This is a genomic window from Corynebacterium sp. Marseille-P4321, from assembly GCF_903645305.1.
In the GTDB taxonomy this organism is placed as follows: Bacteria; Actinomycetota; Actinomycetes; order Mycobacteriales; family Mycobacteriaceae; genus Corynebacterium.
On record NZ_CAHJXO010000002.1, the window covers coordinates 209,578 to 225,293 of the forward strand.

Below are 15,716 nucleotides of genomic sequence, written 5' to 3' on the forward strand. Positions count from 1 at the left end.
GCCTTACATCCGTTCCGGCGCGGAGACGCCGATAAGCCCCAGTGCGTTCGCGATGACCTTGCGGGCGGCCATTGCCAGTGCGAGGCGGCTGACGTGGATCGGCTCTACCTCCTCGCCCGCCTTAGGCAGCACCTGGCACGAGTCGTAGAACTTGTGGAAGGCACTGGCGAGCTCTTCGGTGTAGCGGGCGATGCGGTGCGGCTCGCGCAGCTCGGCGGCGGCCTTCACCACGGACGGGTACTCGCCGATGGTGCGGATCAAGTCGCCTTCCTTGTCGTGGGTGAGCAGCGACAGGTCAACCTGAGCTCCGTCAGCCGAACTCAGGTCGACCCCCGCGTCGGCGGCCTTGCGCTCCAGCGAGCATAGGCGCGCGTGCGCGTACTGGACGTAATAGACGGGGTTGTCGCTGGACTGCTTCGTCCACAGGTCCAGGTCGATGTCCAGGGAGGAATCCACCGACGAGCGCACGAGCGAGTAGCGGGCGCCGTCCACACCGATCGCGTCCACCAGGTCGTCGAGAGTGATCACGGTGCCGGCGCGCTTGGACATCTTCACGGCCTTGCCGTCGCGCACGAGGTTGACCATCTGGCCGATGAGCACCTCCACGGCTTCCGGGTCGTAGCCCAGCGCTTGGGCAGCGGCGCGCAGGCGGGCAATGTAGCCGTGGTGGTCCGCGCCCAGCATGTAGATGGCCAGGTTGTGGCCGCGGTCGAACTTGTCCGCCACGTAGGCGATGTCGCCGGCGATGTAAGCGGCGTCGCCGTCGGACTTGAGCACCACGCGGTCTTTGTCGTCGCCGAAGTCGGTGGAGCGCAGCCACCACGCGCCGTCCGCCTCGTAGAGGTTGCCGTTTTCCTTCAGCGTCTCAATCGCACGGTCCACACCACCTGACTCGAACAGAGAGTTTTCGTGGAAGTACACGTCGAAATCCACGCCGAACTCGTGCAGCGAGTCCTTGATCTGCGCGAACATCATCTCCACGCCCTCAGCGCGGAATGCTTCCTGCACCTGCTCCGGGGTGCCTTCGAGGGCATTGGGGCGCTTTGCGACGACAGCTTGCGCGATTTCGCGGATGTAATCCCCGCCATACCCGTCCTCCGGTGTGGGCTCGCCCTTCGCGGCGGCAACCAGGGAGCGTGCGAAGCGGTCGATCTGGCCGCCGTGGTCGTTGAAGTAGTACTCGCGGGTCACTTCAGCGCCGGAGGCCTCGAGCACGCGGCCCAGCGAATCACCGACGGCGGCCCAACGCGTGCCGCCGAGGTGGATCGGGCCGGTGGGGTTGGCGGAGACGAACTCGAGATTGACCTTTAGCCCGTCGTAAAGCTGCGAATGCCCGAACGCCTCGCCTTCCTCCAGCACCTTCGCCACAAGCTGCCCCTGCGCATCGGCGGCGAGGCGCAGGTTGATAAAGCCGGGGCCTGCGACCCCCGCGGATTCCACCGCGTCGTTTTCGGCCAAAGCATCAGCGAGCCAACCGGCGAGCTCGCGCGGGTTCGTCCCGGCCTTTTTCGCCACCTGCAGCGCGACGTTTGTGGCGTAATCGCCGTGCTCGGGGTTGCGGGGACGCTCGACGGTCACCGTGTCGGGCACCACGGAGGCGTCCAGGTCGTGCGCGGCGAGGACCTCGCGCGCGGTATCAGTCACAATCGTTGCGAGTTCAGCTGGGGTCATGGGCAGCCAGTCTAATTCACCCCTCCCCGCCCGCGTTGTCCCCTCACCCCCGCGAGGAGGATCACACCGAAAAAGATGTGTGATTGTTCGTGCAAGTTATCACGTATCTGGCATATTTAACCGGAGCCTGTTTCCCGGGCGTCTGACCACTCTCTTACGTGAAAGAGCGAGTACATGGAGCAATTCCAATATTTCACCGACGCTGTCGGAGGTAGCGTCGGTCTCTCAGCGCTGGTTTCCACCCTGCCGCTGTTGACCTTCTTCATCATGCTGCTGGGCTTCAAGGCCCGCGCGCACACCTCCGGTCTCGTCGCGCTGATCGTGGCGATCCTCGTGGCCATCTTCGGCTTCAACATGCCGACTGTGATGGCCCTGTCGTCCGCGGTGCGCGGCGGCCTCTACGGCCTCTTCCCCATCGTCTGGGTGATCATGACGGCCATCTGGTTCTACCAGATCACCGTGTCGTCCGGCCGCTTCGAGGACCTGCGCCTGGTCTTCGACAAGATGGGCAACGGCGACGTGCGCATCCAGGCCATGCTCATCGCCTTCTGCTTCGGTGGCCTGCTTGAGGCCCTGGCCGGCTTCGGCGCGCCGGTGGCTATTACCGCCACGATGATCCTCACCCTGGGCATCCCGCCGCTGCGCGCGGCCACCGTGGTGCTTATCGCAAACACCGCCCCGGTGGCGTTCGGTGCCGTGGCCATTCCGATTACCACCGCCGGCGACGTCGGCGGCCGTACCCTTGAGCAGACCGAGAACATCGCGGCGATTGTGGGCCACCAGACCCCGTTCCTCGCGTTCTTCGTGCCGTTCATCATCGCATTGCTTGTCGACGGCTGGCGCGGCGTGCGCGAAACCGCCCCGGCAGCCGCCGTCATCGGCGGCACCTTCGCGGTTGCGCAGTGGTGGACCTCCAACCACTTCGCCTACCAGCTCACCGATGTCGTGGCCTGCATCGTGGCGCTCGGCGCCGCGTTTATCCTGCTGCGTTTCTGGACGCCGAAGGGCGTGCCGGAGCTGCGCGAGCGCCTTGGCCTTGAGGTTGAGGGCCACACGGCTGACGAGATCCACCTGCCGGGCAACCGCGTGTGGATGGCCCTGATGCCCTACGCCGTGGTCGTGCTCATTTTCGGCCTGGCCAACCTGGGTACCGCGATTCCGGAGTGGCTGAAGAGCTTCAAGATCTCCTTCGCCTGGCCGGGCATCGAGACCGGCAAGATTCTCAACCAGCTCGGCGAAGAGGTCAAGACGGACTACTCGTTCGCTTACCTGGCCAACCCGGGCACCCTGCTGGTCATCTCCGGCCTGATCGTGGCGCTGTGCTACATCATTTGGGACGAGAACGGCCGCTACAAGCTCACCTGGGGCCAGGTGGGCAAGGACTTCTTGGACACGCTGTACAAGATGCGCTGGTCCGCCGCGACCATTGCGCTGGTGCTCGCGCTTGCGTACGTGATGAACTTCTCCGGCCAGACCGTGACCATCGGTGAGTTCTTCGCCAACCTCGGCCCGGCGTTCGCCTTCTTCGCCCCGATGCTGGGCTGGGTCGGCGTGGCCGTGACCGGCTCCGATACCTCGGCGAACGCGCTGTTCTCCAACCTGCAGGTCACCGCCGCGAACAACCTGAATCTCAACCCGGACCTCATGCTGGCTGCGAACACCACCGGTGGTGTCGTGGGCAAGATGATCTCCCCGCAGTCGCTCGCCATCGCCGCCACCGCGGTGGACATGGAGGGCCGCGAGTCCGAGATTTTCAAGAAGGTCGTCGGCTGGTCCTTCGGCTTCCTGCTGGTGGTTTGCTGCATCGTCTTCCTGCAGACGAACGTGTTGAGTTTCATGGCGCCGGTCGTGCCCTAAACCACCCGCGAACCACCCCACAAAGGTAGGCTCAAAGCTGTTGGCTTTGGGCCACCATTCATTTTTCCTGTGATTTCCACTCCAACCCATGTTTAGGAGCCCCGAAATATGCGAGTAGCGCTGTTTTCTACTTGTATCGGCGATGCCCTCTTCCCCGACGCGCACAAGGCTTCGGCCATCGTGCTGTCCCGTCTGGGCTACGAGGTTGTTTTCCCCGAGCAACAGACCTGCTGCGGCCAGATGCACATCAACACTGGCTACCAGGAGCAGGCCATGCCGATCATTGAGACGTACGTTGACGCCTTCGCCGACCCGTCCATCGATTACGTTGTCGCCCCGTCCGGCTCTTGCACGGGTGCAGTGCGCGAGCAGCACGTGCGCCTCGCTGAGCGGTTTGGGGACAAGGCGCTTGTCGACGGTGCCCAGATCGCGGCCAACAAGACCTACGACCTGTCGGAGTTCATCGTTGACGTGGCCGGTACCTACGACGTTGGCGCGTTCTTCCCGCACCGCGTGACCTACCACTCTTCGTGCCACTCCCGCCGCTTCATCAAGGTCGGCGACCGCCCGACCGAGCTGCTGCGCCACGTCGCCGGCCTAGAGCTGGTGGACCTGCCGAACGAGGAAGAGTGCTGCGGCTTCGGCGGTACCTTCGCGGTGAAGATGAAGGAAGTCTCCGCTGCGATGGTGTCCGACAAGGTGCGCCACATCAAGGAGACGGACGCGGAGTACGTCACCGCCGGTGACTCCTCCTGCCTGATGAACATCGCGGGCGCGATGCACCGCCAGCGCAACGGCATTCGCGCCGTGCACATGGCGGAGATTCTCGCCTCCACCAAGGAGAACCCGCTCACCCCGCGTTCCGCGGCGTACTCGAAGGAGAAGATGCTGTGAAGGTCGCACTTGGTACCCCCACCATGCCGCCGTTCGCGAACGGTCCGACCCACCTGCGCGGCGAGAAGAAATTCCAGAAGAAGGCGCACGAGGAGCTTGAGAACGTAACCAAGCGCCGCAACCTGCACTACGCCACCACGACGATTCGTGTGAAGCGCCAGAACGTCGTGGACGAGCTGGACGATTGGCAGGATCTGCGCGAGGCGGGCTCCGCCATCAAGCGCGATGTAGCCGCCCGCATGCCGGAGCTGCTGGAGCAGTTCGAGCGCAACGTCACCGCCCGCGGCGGCCACGTGCACTGGGCGCGCGACTCGAAGGAAGCCAACGAGATCATCCAGGAGTTGGTCAAGGCCACTGGCGAAGAGCAAGTGGTGAAGATCAAGTCGATGGCCACCCAGGAGATCGCGCTGAACGAGGAGCTGGACAAGGCCGGCATCTTCGCGCAGGAGACGGACCTGGCGGAGCTCATCGTGCAGCTCGGCGAGGACTTCCCCTCCCACATTCTTGTCCCGGCGATTCACCGCAACCGCGCGGAGATCCGCGACATTTTCGTGGACAAGATGCCGAACACGGACGATACGCTCACCCAGGAGCCGGCCGAGCTGGCCGAGGCTGCGCGCCAGTACCTGCGCGAGCAGTTCATGAAGGCCAAGGTGGCCATCTCCGGCGTGAACTTCGGTGTCGCCGAGACCGGCACCGTGTCCATCGTGGAGTCCGAGGGCAACGGCCGCATGTGCCTGACCCTGCCGGAGACCCTCATCACCGTCATGGGTATCGAGAAGCTTGTGCCGAAGTACGAGGACCTCGGCGTGATGTTCCAGCTTTTGCCGCGCTCCTCCACCGGCGAGCGCATGAACCCGTACACCTCGCTGTGGACGGGCGTGACCGAGGGCGACGGCCCGCAGAACTTCCACATCGTGCTCATCGACAACGGCCGTACCGCGGCGCTGAGCAGCGAGATCGGCCGTGAGGCGCTGAAGTGCATCCGCTGCTCCGCCTGCCTGAACGTCTGCCCGGTCTATGAGCGTGCCGGCGGCCACTCCTACGGCTCCACCTACCCGGGCCCGATCGGCGCGATCCTCACCCCGCAGCTGACCGGCATCGAGGATTCGGACGACCCGAACGGCTCCCTGCCGTACGCGTCCTCCCTGTGCGGCCGCTGCGACGAGGTCTGCCCGGTGAAGATCCCCATCACGGACATCCTGCTCGAGCTGCGCTACCAGAAGGCGAAGAACGAGCCGGCGCGCGCCGAGAAGGCCGCATTCGGCACGATCTCCACCATGTGGGGCAACCCGACGCTGTGGAACCGTGCAGTGCGCATGGTGGCGCTGGGCCGCGTGCTCGGCGGCTTCAACGGCGTCATCGAAAGCGCGCCGTTCCCGGTTTCCGGCTGGACCGAGTTCCGCGACGTAGCCGTGCCGCCGAAGAAGTCCTTCCGCCAGTGGTGGGACTCCGACGAGGCGCAGGAGCTGCTTGCCGACGCTCGCGCGAAGGGCGTTCCGAACCAGCCGCCGGTCACCGACGAGGCCAAGGACGGCGTGCAAAACCACGAGGATGAGCACCTGCACAACGGTGGCCACCACTACTCCCAGGATGCCGACGTCGACTCCACCAAGCTGAGCAACGAGACCGAGGAGGAGGGCAAGTAATGCCGACCCGCAACGAAGATGCCAAGCGCGAGATTCTCAAGCGCATCCGCGACGCGCAGCAGCTTTCCCACGCTCCGGAGTCCGTGGACGTGCCGCGCAACTACCGCACCACCTCCGACGCAACTCCGGAGCAGCTCCACGAGCTGCTGGTGGACCGCCTGATCGACTACAAGGCCCACGTGGTGGAGACCACCGAGGACACCCTCGCAGAGGACCTCGTTGGTGTGCTGAAGGAGCGCGAGTGCAAGGAGGTCGTCTACGCGCCGGGGTTGGACGCCTCGCTTTTCGACGGCTTCGCTGGCAACGCCCGCCCCGACTCCAACGACACCGACCCACGCGAGCTGGGTTCCGTCGACGCTGTGGTGACTGATTCCACCGTCACCTCCGCCCAGACCGGTTCCATCACGCTGGAGGCTGGCGATGTGTGCGGCCGCCGCGCGCTGTCGCTCGTGCCGGACCGCCACGTGTGCATTGTGCGTGCGGACTCCGTGGTGTACGGCGTGCCCGAGCTGATCGCCCGCCTGGACCCGCAGAAGCCGGCCACGATGATCTCCGGCCCGTCCGCCACCTCGGACATCGAGCTGGTTCGCGTGGAGGGCGTGCACGGCCCCCGCGACCTTATCGTGCTGGTTGTGAAGCCCTAAGGCTCACTACTCACCGCGCAACACGAAGCGGCCGGTCCCTTTCGGGGCCGGCCGCTTCGCTGTCATTGTTTCCCGTGTCACGCCTCTCCGTGGCGTGCAGTAGCCATTATGGGGTCCGAAGGTTCAAAATCCATGCGCCGAACCTGAAAGTTGCCCCACAGTCCCCTAAGAGGACACCCACTGCCCCGCTCTCCCTGCCACCCCGCCGAGAACGCGGTCCGATACTCGCCAATACTCGGTCTAATTTCGTGGCCGTATCGGCCGGGTGCTAGTGTGTACAACGTTGTTATTCGCGCAGGCTAGCACGCATGCAACACTGTCTCCGTAGCTCAGTGGATTAGAGCATCGGTTTCCGGTACCGAAGGTCGCAGGTTCGAATCCTGTCGGGGACACCATTTTTTTTGGGGGGGTTTCGGCTAACTTTTCCGTTCAATTCAGGAAACTCCTTCCAGGTTAAACCCGGTTTTCGAAATTGGGTAACTTTTGGAGAAACTATCCCCGGGAAGACGAAAACCGGCCGGTTTTAAGCCTGAAAAAGGCTCTGCCGGCCGGTTTTTTGTGTTGAAACTGGTGTTGCTGCACGACCTGTAGGCCACTCGGCATGAAGTCCTCGAAACTCAAGGTCTTAGCCGGTGGCCTAACGGTCTACGCGGCCTTTGGTGGCGCGTTGTCGCCCAATTTCCACTGCTCAATGTCGTCAGCGTCGGGCTTGCGTCCACCCCGCGGAGGTGGCGGAGTCGGTTTTTCGTCCGTGCTCGGGCGCGACCAGGTCGCAGCGTCGAGCATGGCAATGTTCACGCCGAGTGCGGCCATGGCCATGCACAGCATTTGTGCTGCCCAACCGCGCATGAGACGGGTCGTGACGTCACCGGCACCCTGGTAGGAGCCGTTTTTGAGCATGGCGTTGCGCGACTCAATGGTGTTGCGGCGGCCGTACCCTAATTGAAAGGGAACGTGAGCGAAGTGTGTTGGCCACAAGAGGTTGCGCTGGATAGAACGTGGCACCACCATCCCCATTCCTTTAACTTGGAACGGTGCCAGGGAGACTTTACAGGGGAGTCCAATTAAGGAGGCTCTAATGAAATTGTTAAAAACCCCACTCTGGAACCTAGAGGGTGGCGAACCGGTAGACGTTGACCATCATGTTGTTCGGATTAAGCTGTACAAAGATGAAGTCGTTGCGGAGTTTACGATTTCAGAGCTATGCAGCTTTTTTGGCCTTAAGGATCTGCATTGTTTGCGGCTACAATTTGAGGTCTGGCATGAATTGGCATCGTTCGAATGGGACTCTGAGGAATGCGTGCATCTTGAGCAAAAGCCGTTCACGGACTACTTTCACGCTTCAAAGATTTCCCATTGCTACGCTCCCCCCTCTCCTGATGCTGATCGTGAGGGATGGGAATGGGGGATGAAAAAGCTGTGAACATTAGGTTAAGTTCTCGGGGTGTGAACCAGAACGGGACATCATCCCACCATTAATTTTGTTAGCTTCTCGGCTGTCTTGCGAAGCATAAGTAAATGCTCCCGTGCTAGCGCACGGGGAACCGTATATTGCTTACAGCCTGTCCAGTTTCTTGGCCCGCCCGCGTGGCAGAATGATTCCCGCGCGAGGATCGGTAGGGGTTTCGCTTCGAGACTCGGGGAGGTTACCGGGACGGGGGTCGTTGCGGGGTGTGTAAGGAAGCGGTGGAAAACGTGTAAGCCGCCGCGGAAGCGGCGGCGAGTCTAGAGGTTGGGGAGTTTACTGAATGTCCCTTTCGGGGGTTTCACGAAACATCTTCAATCTTTTCACGAAACCCCCGGCCGGCCGAACGAAAACGGCCGCGAACACAAAAATGACCCACTCCGCTCGTTCGGAGGGGTCATTTTTCTGTTCTGAAACGCCGTTCCCGCTCGGGTTATCGCGCCGGATTGTTTATGAGCGCGGACCCAGCCTCGGAAGAGTTCCCGTACTCATTCCGAGCTCGCCGGCGATGCAGGATATCGCACCGCGCGACGTGTGAGGGTCAGCTTGCCCGTGCAGCACCAGGTCGATGGCGCGCTGCTTCAACTCAGGGGTGTACTTCGAGGGCATATGTAGGGTTTCTTTTCCAAATTCCCACCCTCCGCTCAACCCGTGGCGAACCAGTATCGGCGCTTGCACTCAGAGGCCGTGGCTTCGTTCAACCGGTGGCGCGGTTTTTGCAGCGCTCCTTGGCGGTCTTGTTGCCGCGATCACGCAGGACTGGCTGCGGGTAGTTGTTGGGGTCTGAACCGTGAGGGGTGCGCCCGGTCGGGGCCGTTTGGAACACTGCCACTACGTCAGAGCCCGAAGGCTCCGCCGCTGACGAGGATCACGATGCCGAGGCCGATGAGAACGACGGGAAAGAGGATGTCCTCAAAGCGTTCGAGCACTTCCGCGATCGGGGGGCGGGTGGCGACGAACTTTGCCAGGGCCACCAAGACCGCAACGAGCGCGAGGAAGATAACGCAGTAGGCGACTACTGTGAGAGGTTCCACGCTGAGGAAGACAGGGGTGTAGACACCGATGTTGTCGCCACCATTGGCAAAAGTGACGCCTGCGACTGTCCAAACGCCGACCTTCTTGCCGGAAACCTTGGCCTCGTCGTCATCGTCGTCATCGTCTCCGCGCCAGGCCTCCCATGCGGCCCAGAGGCCGATGCCCAGAGGGATGAGACCAAAGTATGGAATAGCTGCCGGGGGCAGAAATGCTCCGGCACCGATGGTCACAAGGATCGCGGCGACGAGGATGCCGGCAAATCCGAGGTACTGGCCGGCCAAAATGCGGGCGGTGGTGCCACTCTGGCCTGCCCCTCGCGCGAAGAAGAGGGAGAGCACGATGATGTCGTCGATGTTGGTAGCTGCGAACAGGCCTATCGCCTGCAAGACCGTGGTGAGCATTACGCGTCCTCCCCAGCTACGTCGCATCCGGGAAGCGAGCAGGCGGGATCGATGCACGGGGCGTCTTCGTCCACTGCCAGGGTGGCATCGACCAATGTAGTCAGCGCCTGCGCCAGGTGCGGATCGGCAATCTCGTATCGTGTCCGACGACCCTCGGGCTCGGAGACGACGATACCGCAATCGCGCAGGCATGCCAGGTGGTTGGACACGTTCGAGCGTGTCAGGTCCAGATCTCGGGACAGTTCCGCCGGGTAAGCGGGATGGTCGAGCAGGGTCAAGATAATCCGGGATCGAGTGGGGTCGGCCAGCGCACGACCCAGTCGGTTCATCACGTCGAGACGCGGAGCAATAGTCAGCATGCGCTGAACTATACAGCGAGTACTGAACATGTCAAGTTCCGGGTAGCGGTGCAGCTGTGTGTGCTGCTCAAGAGACAGTCGAAGTAGCAGAGATGGCAGAGATTCCGGCAAAGTTGCGAAATCAGCGTCGCCAGCTCGAGATTCAAGTTACGCACGAGCCTGGCGTAGTTCGCGAGATCCGTTTTCCGGCCCCAAGCAATGACCCGAACGGGCCAAAACTCGATGGCCTCATCATCTTGAACCGGGAAGGCTCGAACACACTCATCTACCTCATCCGCAGCCTAGACTCGATTCCCGCTGGCAGCGGGGACACCTCGGGGTTCGACGACGGTTCAAGGGCTCGGGAAATCAAGGAAACCGCTAGCGGCTCGCGGCAAGGCGGGACTGGATGTCCTCCACCACTTCTCCCGGGCGCTCGGCGGAGGCTAAGTAGCCCGCAGTGTTCGTCTCAATCTTCACTGTGGGGCCGGAGACTACGTAAGCGTCGGAGTTGTCCACTGCACGCACGCCTGCGCCCTCCTTCAGGCCGGTCACCGGGCCGACAGATACCGAGCGGATGGAACTCAGCGGCACCTCGATGCTTAAGCCCATGACGCTCAGCGCGACGCGCTCGTCGCTGACACGGATGGTTGCCTTCATGCGCGCAAGCGCCACCGTAAGTGCGAGGGTGGCGATGATGAAGATAAGGGCGGGCACGGAAGCGTCGATAAGCAATGGCCCCAATGCCGCAAACATCGATATCAAGAGCGCAACCGTAAGCCAAAGCATGGCGCCGTTGAGGCGGCGGACGTAGACGCTTTCTCGCATACGTGCGAGTCTAGCGGGTTAAAATGCCCGGCATGCTGGAAAAACCGCGGCCCAACGACCACCCAAAGCAGACACAGGCGGGGTGGAGAGACCGCGCGTCGTCGTCACTGTCGCAAGCAACACCTGTATTCAAGGTGGCGGGCTGGGTGGTGGCCGGCGTCGCGCTGGTGGTGCTCGGTCGAGTGGCGTATCTAGCCACCGAGGACGGCACGTATAAGCGCGAACTGGTGCTGGTGGGTCTGGGGTCTGTGATCACCGCGTTCGCCGCCGCCGGTGTTGCCTTCCTCGCGCTGTTCAGCGAGTTTCAGCGCATGCGGGAACAAGACACGTTGAAGCGCTTCGCCGGCGATTCCTGGCAGCGCCAGTCCGTGCGCGTCGGGCGCATGGAGATCCCCGACGTGGCCGTGGTGCGCGCGAGCAACGCCGGCGTGCAGTGGACCGAGCTCGCCGACCTCGTCTTCGAGCCGTTCGCCGAACCACGCGAGCTAGCGCCCGAAATCAAAGCGCACCGCGACGCGGTGGTCGCCGAAGTATCCGAGGAAGCGCGGCGCAAGGGCCTGCCCATGTTCGACGGGGATGCCGTGGACATCGTCGACGCGAAGGTGGACCTCATCCGCGGCGCGGACGGACGCAAGCGGCCCCAGTACACGCTCACCCCTGCCCCGGCGAAGTACTTCGACTTCCTCGGTACCACCGCAAACCTGGACGCTCGCGTGGACGGCGGGCCGACGCTTCGCGAGCTCTCCCGCGAGATGGTGGGCTTCGACCCCCAAGGCATAGACAAGCTCGATCAACTGCCGGCGATGGCGAAACTTGGGTCGGGAACTGCGGTGGTGACCTCCGATGAGCGCATCGTGCTCGGCGTGCGCGGCAAGCTCATGATTGCAGGGGCATTAGATGCTGACGACGCGCGCAGCGTCATCCACGTTGTCGCCGAGGGCGTCGACCCCGCCGACGTGGACCGCAACGCCCTGCTTAACCCACGGGAGACCGCGCTGCGTGGCCTCGAGGAAGAGCTGAACATCGGCAACGAGATCCGCCACTCCGCGCGCGTGACCTCACTGGAAGACACCGGGTTCTTCTTCGACCAGCTCCGCTGGCAGCCGTGCTTCGCGTTCCTCGCGCGCATCGACCGAAGCTGGGAAGAATTCCACCCGGCGGCCGTCGCCGCGCAGGACGCGTGGGAGGTGGAGCGGCTAATCAGCCTGCCGTTCGACATCCACCACGAAGGTGTGCGGCGCCTGCTTCTGGGCACGCACCCAGATCTCGTGCTCGCATCCAACCACGCCGCGATGTACTTATGGACCGCGCTGCTACACAAGCACGGCTTCACCACGGTTCGCGACCAGCTCTCGCGGCGGTAGCTGGGCTGGGCCGAGTGGGTGGTGTTAGAACTCAGCCGGGACAACAACCCAGGCAACCAGGTAGGCCAGTACCGCCGGGAAAATGCCAACGAACAGGAACATGATCGCAATGATGCGGATCAGGGTCGGGTCGACGTTGAGGTAGTTGCCGATACCGCCACAGACGCCGGCGATGAACTTGTCCGACATGGAGCGCTCAAGTCGCTTCGGCTCCTGCGGGCCTGCTGCGTCGGGGTTATACGGAGTGGACATGGGGACCTCCCTGGCCGGTTGGGGGCTTGGTGGCATCTCGCGGGGTGCGAGGACCTACCCGCCATCCAACCGATTTCCTCGGGCGGCCGCAACGCGTGTTAGCCGACCGCCTCACCCGCCACCCGGGTGGCGCCGATGTTGCCCAGAAGCTCCTCCAGCTCATCCGAATTCTTGGTGTCCACGTGGTCGAACACCATCCGGCGCACGGTCTCTACGTAGTCCGAAGCCGCTGCGTCGAGGCGGCTGCGCCCGTCGTCGGTGAGGGTGATCAGCACGCCGCGGGCGTCGCCGGGACTTTTCTGCTTCTCCACCAGCCCGCGCTTGTGCATGCGCGTGACCTGGTGGGAGGTACGCGAGCGATCCCACGCCAGCTCCGCGCACAGGTCGCGCAGCCTCATCTGCTGTTCCTCCGCGTCTACAAGAACCGCGAGTACCGAAAACTCCGGGGAAGATAGCCCGGAGCACGCCCGCAAGGTGTCGTCGATGTTGCGGGACACGTTGCGCGAAGCTGCCAGCATCAGCCGCCAAAGGTGCTGCTCATCGGCGTTGAGCCAGCGGGAGTGCGAAGTCATGCATGAATGATATCCAAAGAATTGCATATAGCAGTTATAAATTTCATCGTGCGCTCATGATCTCGCTCACAGGGTTCTGTCAGACAAGCGCTCCTGCAGGCTCGACTGCTTGAGCTCGTCGATGTCCACAGTCTTCGCCGCTGCTACGCGATCAAACCGTTGCGGGAAGCACGTGAGCACGAGCACCTGCGCCTGCTGCCCCACCTGGTTGAACAGGGAGTTCATCAGCGCAAGTCGGTCCGGGTCGGTGGCTCCGAGTGCGTCGTCCACTACCACGGGCACCGGCGAGGTGTCGCCCGATTCAGTCACCAGGTCCGCGATAGCGAAACGGGTAAGCAACGCGAGCTGCTCCTTAGTGCCGCCGGAGAGTTCCGTAAGTGGCACGGTCACACCGTCTACGGTGCGGTCGCTAATGGTGAGGTCGTCCGACAGGTTGAAATCCACGCTGGGCCCGAAGAGCACGCGGGCGCGGTTGCGGATCGCCTCATTAAACGGGGCACTGTAACGGGCACGAGCTGCGTCGCGGTGTGCCCGCATCGTGTCGTAGAGCAGCCGGGCGGCCTCTGCGCGCCGAGTCGTGCGCTCGAGCTCCGACTCGGCGGCCTGGAGATCAGCTGCGGCGCGGTCGGCGCGTTCGGCAGCGCCGGAGGCGAGGTCGATGTGCCCGCTGAGTTCACGCACGCGGTCCTCGGCTTTTCGCTTGCGCTCTTCGACGTTGTGCAGACGCGCCTTAGCACCGGAGAGCAGCTGCTGGGCAAGCGCCGGGTCGGTCTCCTCCACCTTCGCCTGCAAATCGTTGAGCCGCTCCCCTGCCTCAGCCTCTTCGGTACGTGCTGTCTCCACGGCCGCGGCGAGCGAGGTCGTCGGGGTAGTTTCTTCCGCTTGTGCGAGCTTCGCGGCGGCCGCGTCTGTCTCTGCGCGCTTGCTTTCAGCTTGAACCCGCAGCACCTCAAGCTTTCGCTCGGCGCTCTTCTCGGCGTAGGGCTTCAAATCCGCGTCGGCTGCATCCACCGCGCGTTCAGCCGCCTCGAGTTCCTCCTGTGCGGCGCGTAGTGCGGCGTCGGCAGCCTGCTCGTCGAGCTCGCCCTCCTCCGCCTCGGTGAACTCGGCTGCGCTGCGAAGCTCGTCCAGGCCCGAGCTGAGACGCTCGTGCTCCGCGCGCAGCGCTTCCGCGTCCGCTCCGGCCAACGCGTCGTCGCGGCGCTGCTTTGCCGCCTTCACCTCCGCGGCGTGGGTGGCGTAGGCGTCGCGAGCTGCGCGGGCGGCCTCCACGGTGTCGCACCCAGTGCGATCCAACAGCTCCGCGAGCGCATCCTCAGCGCGCTCTACCGCGGCACGGGGATCCTCCGCGCCAGTCGCGGCCCGGAACACCAGCTCAAACTCGCCCAGGCGAAGCTGCGTGCCCTCGAAAACCGGAACGGTTTCGGCGCCGTTGATCTCAACATCCTCGCCGTCGACGGTGATGCGGGCAGATTCCGCTGTGATGTGCAGCTTCGCCGATGCTGCGTCGCGCAAGCGCCGCTGCAACGCCACCTCGCTTTCCGCCTGTTCGAGGGCCCTGACATCCTTGTCGCTCACTTCGCGCGGGATGTCTTTGAGCAGGTCGGCGTAGCGCTGCTCCGCTACGGCGATGCGGTCGAGCTGATCGCCTAACGCTTTCAACCGAGCAGCCGCGCGAATGTAGTCGCTTGCAGCCTGGGACTGTTTCACCCGGGCACGCGCCGCGGCGACCTTCTTCTTCGCTTCGGCGACGGCCTGGGAAAGTTCGTTGTATCTCAACGCCTCGGCGTCCCGTGCCTCTTCGGCCGGTTCCAGCTGCTGCGTGAGCGTCTCTTCCTCGGCACGCAGTGTCGCAACGCGCTCCGCCTGTTCCTCACGGGCAGCCGCGTCCTGCTCTGCGCGTTTCAGCGTCTCCGCCGTGCGGGCGTGTTGTTCTGCGGCGCGTTCGGCTTGCTCTTTAAGCTGGGCGGCTTCCGTAAACGCCGTCTCGCGGGCGGCGAGCTCCTCCTTGGCCTGCGGTAGATCCGCTTCGGCGCGGAAGATTTCCTCCTTCCTGCGCTCTACTTCATCGACGTAGTTAGCGAGCTGGGCCACGGTGCGCTCGGCTTCGTCCAGTTTCGCCTGCGCCGTCTGCACCGCGGTGAACTTCGCCTCGAAGCTGGCCTTCCTCTTGGGAGGCTGGGCGGCGGTGAAGTACTTCGCGTACTCCGTCTCGACAGCCTGCATGAGTGCGGTGTCTTCTTCCCCCGCCGTCTCGCCGCCGGACTGCGCCTCGAGCGCACGCGAGATCGACGGGATGCCGGCAGCGGCGATGCCCGGCTCGAGCTCCCCTTGGCGCAGAAACAGCATCTGGGCTAAGTCGGTGTCCATGTGCTCCGCCAGGATCCGCTCCAGCACATCGTCTGCTTCGCGCCCGGTGTAGTTCGCCCGCGTGGGCGCGCTGACCGTCAGCTCGGCGAGCTTGCCCTTCAGCCAGCGCTTGCGAATGGTGAAGGTGTACTCGCCCACCGTGGCGTGCAGCGTCACCTCCGGCGAAGCGTCACGGCCCGCGGGCGCGAACACCTTGATCTTCTTTCCGCCAGCGGAGTGGCGCTCGCGCAGCACGAGGTCGAGGGCGTCCAGGATGGTGGACTTTCCGGCCTCGTTGCAGCCGTGGATGATCACCACGCCGCGCTCCGGTAGGTCGCTGATTTCCAGGTGCTCGATAGCACGGAAGTTGTCGATGACAAGGGAGTGGATGCGCATG

The 15,716-nt window shown here is 63.6% G+C and carries 14 protein-coding genes and 1 tRNA gene; 7 read left to right on the forward strand and 8 right to left on the reverse strand.

Features of this window, described 5'->3' with window-relative positions; translation table 11 throughout:
* Window positions 1-3: 3 nt before the first annotated feature.
* A complete protein-coding gene (gene argS / locus HWX32_RS06285; protein ID WP_175935200.1) occupies window positions 4-1,671 on the reverse strand; it encodes an arginine--tRNA ligase in 1,668 nt (555 codons plus the stop codon).
* Between the two features lie 174 nt (window positions 1,672-1,845).
* On the opposite strand from argS, the gene HWX32_RS06290 reads away from it, so the two are divergent.
* From HWX32_RS06290 to HWX32_RS06310, 5 genes are all read left to right on the forward strand, one after another.
* Window positions 1,846-3,528, forward strand: a complete 1,683-nt coding sequence (locus HWX32_RS06290; RefSeq protein WP_175935201.1) for an L-lactate permease — start codon at window positions 1,846-1,848, stop codon at window positions 3,526-3,528.
* Window positions 3,529-3,636: 108 nt separating this feature from the next.
* Entirely contained in the window at window positions 3,637-4,422 is a 786-nt protein-coding gene (locus HWX32_RS06295) for a (Fe-S)-binding protein (protein ID WP_075467409.1), read from the forward strand.
* On the forward strand, window positions 4,419-6,071 hold the full coding sequence (locus HWX32_RS06300; RefSeq protein WP_175935202.1) for a LutB/LldF family L-lactate oxidation iron-sulfur protein: 1,653 nt from the start codon (window positions 4,419-4,421) through the stop codon (window positions 6,069-6,071). The genes HWX32_RS06295 and HWX32_RS06300 overlap by 4 nt, the downstream gene beginning before the upstream one ends.
* Complete coding sequence (locus HWX32_RS06305; RefSeq protein WP_075467406.1) at window positions 6,071-6,715, forward strand: LUD domain-containing protein; 645 nt, start codon at window positions 6,071-6,073, stop codon at window positions 6,713-6,715. The genes HWX32_RS06300 and HWX32_RS06305 overlap by 1 nt, the downstream gene beginning before the upstream one ends.
* Before the next feature lie 318 nt (window positions 6,716-7,033).
* A tRNA-Arg gene (locus HWX32_RS06310) sits at window positions 7,034-7,110 on the forward strand.
* 250 nt (window positions 7,111-7,360) lie between these two features.
* On the opposite strand, the gene HWX32_RS06315 is transcribed toward HWX32_RS06310, so the two are convergent.
* Complete coding sequence (locus HWX32_RS06315; RefSeq protein ID WP_217702891.1) at window positions 7,361-7,720, reverse strand: hypothetical protein; 360 nt, start codon at window positions 7,718-7,720, stop codon at window positions 7,361-7,363.
* Between the two features lie 73 nt (window positions 7,721-7,793).
* On the opposite strand from HWX32_RS06315, the gene HWX32_RS06320 reads away from it, so the two are divergent.
* A complete protein-coding gene (locus HWX32_RS06320) occupies window positions 7,794-8,138 on the forward strand; it encodes a hypothetical protein (protein WP_175935204.1) in 345 nt (114 codons plus the stop codon).
* An 878-nt stretch (window positions 8,139-9,016) separates the two neighbouring features.
* Here the strand turns inward: HWX32_RS06320 and HWX32_RS06325 are convergent.
* The 3 genes from HWX32_RS06325 to HWX32_RS06335 form a co-directional block, all read right to left on the reverse strand.
* The gene (locus tag HWX32_RS06325; protein WP_217702892.1) at window positions 9,017-9,616 is read right to left on the reverse strand and encodes a cadmium resistance transporter; all 600 of its coding nucleotides are present in this window, start codon (window positions 9,614-9,616) and stop codon (window positions 9,017-9,019) included.
* A complete protein-coding gene (locus HWX32_RS06330; protein ID WP_175935206.1) occupies window positions 9,616-9,975 on the reverse strand; it encodes a helix-turn-helix transcriptional regulator in 360 nt (119 codons plus the stop codon). Before HWX32_RS06330 ends, HWX32_RS06325 begins: the two co-directional genes overlap by 1 nt.
* Window positions 9,976-10,335: 360 nt before the next feature.
* Window positions 10,336-10,782, reverse strand: a complete 447-nt coding sequence (locus HWX32_RS06335; RefSeq protein ID WP_175935207.1) for a hypothetical protein — start codon at window positions 10,780-10,782, stop codon at window positions 10,336-10,338.
* Window positions 10,783-10,814: 32 nt separating this feature from the next.
* Here HWX32_RS06335 and HWX32_RS06340 point away from each other — a divergent pair, with 32 nt between their 5' ends.
* A complete protein-coding gene (locus HWX32_RS06340; RefSeq protein WP_175935208.1) occupies window positions 10,815-12,146 on the forward strand; it encodes a hypothetical protein in 1,332 nt (443 codons plus the stop codon).
* A gap of 24 nt (window positions 12,147-12,170) precedes the next feature.
* Here HWX32_RS06340 and HWX32_RS06345 read toward each other — a convergent pair whose 3' ends face one another.
* The 3 genes from HWX32_RS06345 to HWX32_RS06355 all read right to left on the reverse strand — a co-directional run bounded on the left by HWX32_RS06345 (window position 12,171) and on the right by HWX32_RS06355 (window position 15,715).
* On the reverse strand, window positions 12,171-12,398 hold the full coding sequence (locus HWX32_RS06345) for a PspC domain-containing protein (protein WP_175935209.1): 228 nt from the start codon (window positions 12,396-12,398) through the stop codon (window positions 12,171-12,173).
* A gap of 98 nt (window positions 12,399-12,496) precedes the next feature.
* Window positions 12,497-12,970, reverse strand: coding sequence for a MarR family winged helix-turn-helix transcriptional regulator (locus HWX32_RS06350; RefSeq protein ID WP_175935210.1), 474 nt, complete (start codon window positions 12,968-12,970; stop codon window positions 12,497-12,499).
* Between the two features lie 66 nt (window positions 12,971-13,036).
* The gene (locus HWX32_RS06355) at window positions 13,037-15,715 is read right to left on the reverse strand and encodes an AAA family ATPase (RefSeq protein WP_175935211.1); all 2,679 of its coding nucleotides are present in this window, start codon (window positions 15,713-15,715) and stop codon (window positions 13,037-13,039) included.
* Window position 15,716: the final 1 nt, after the last annotated feature.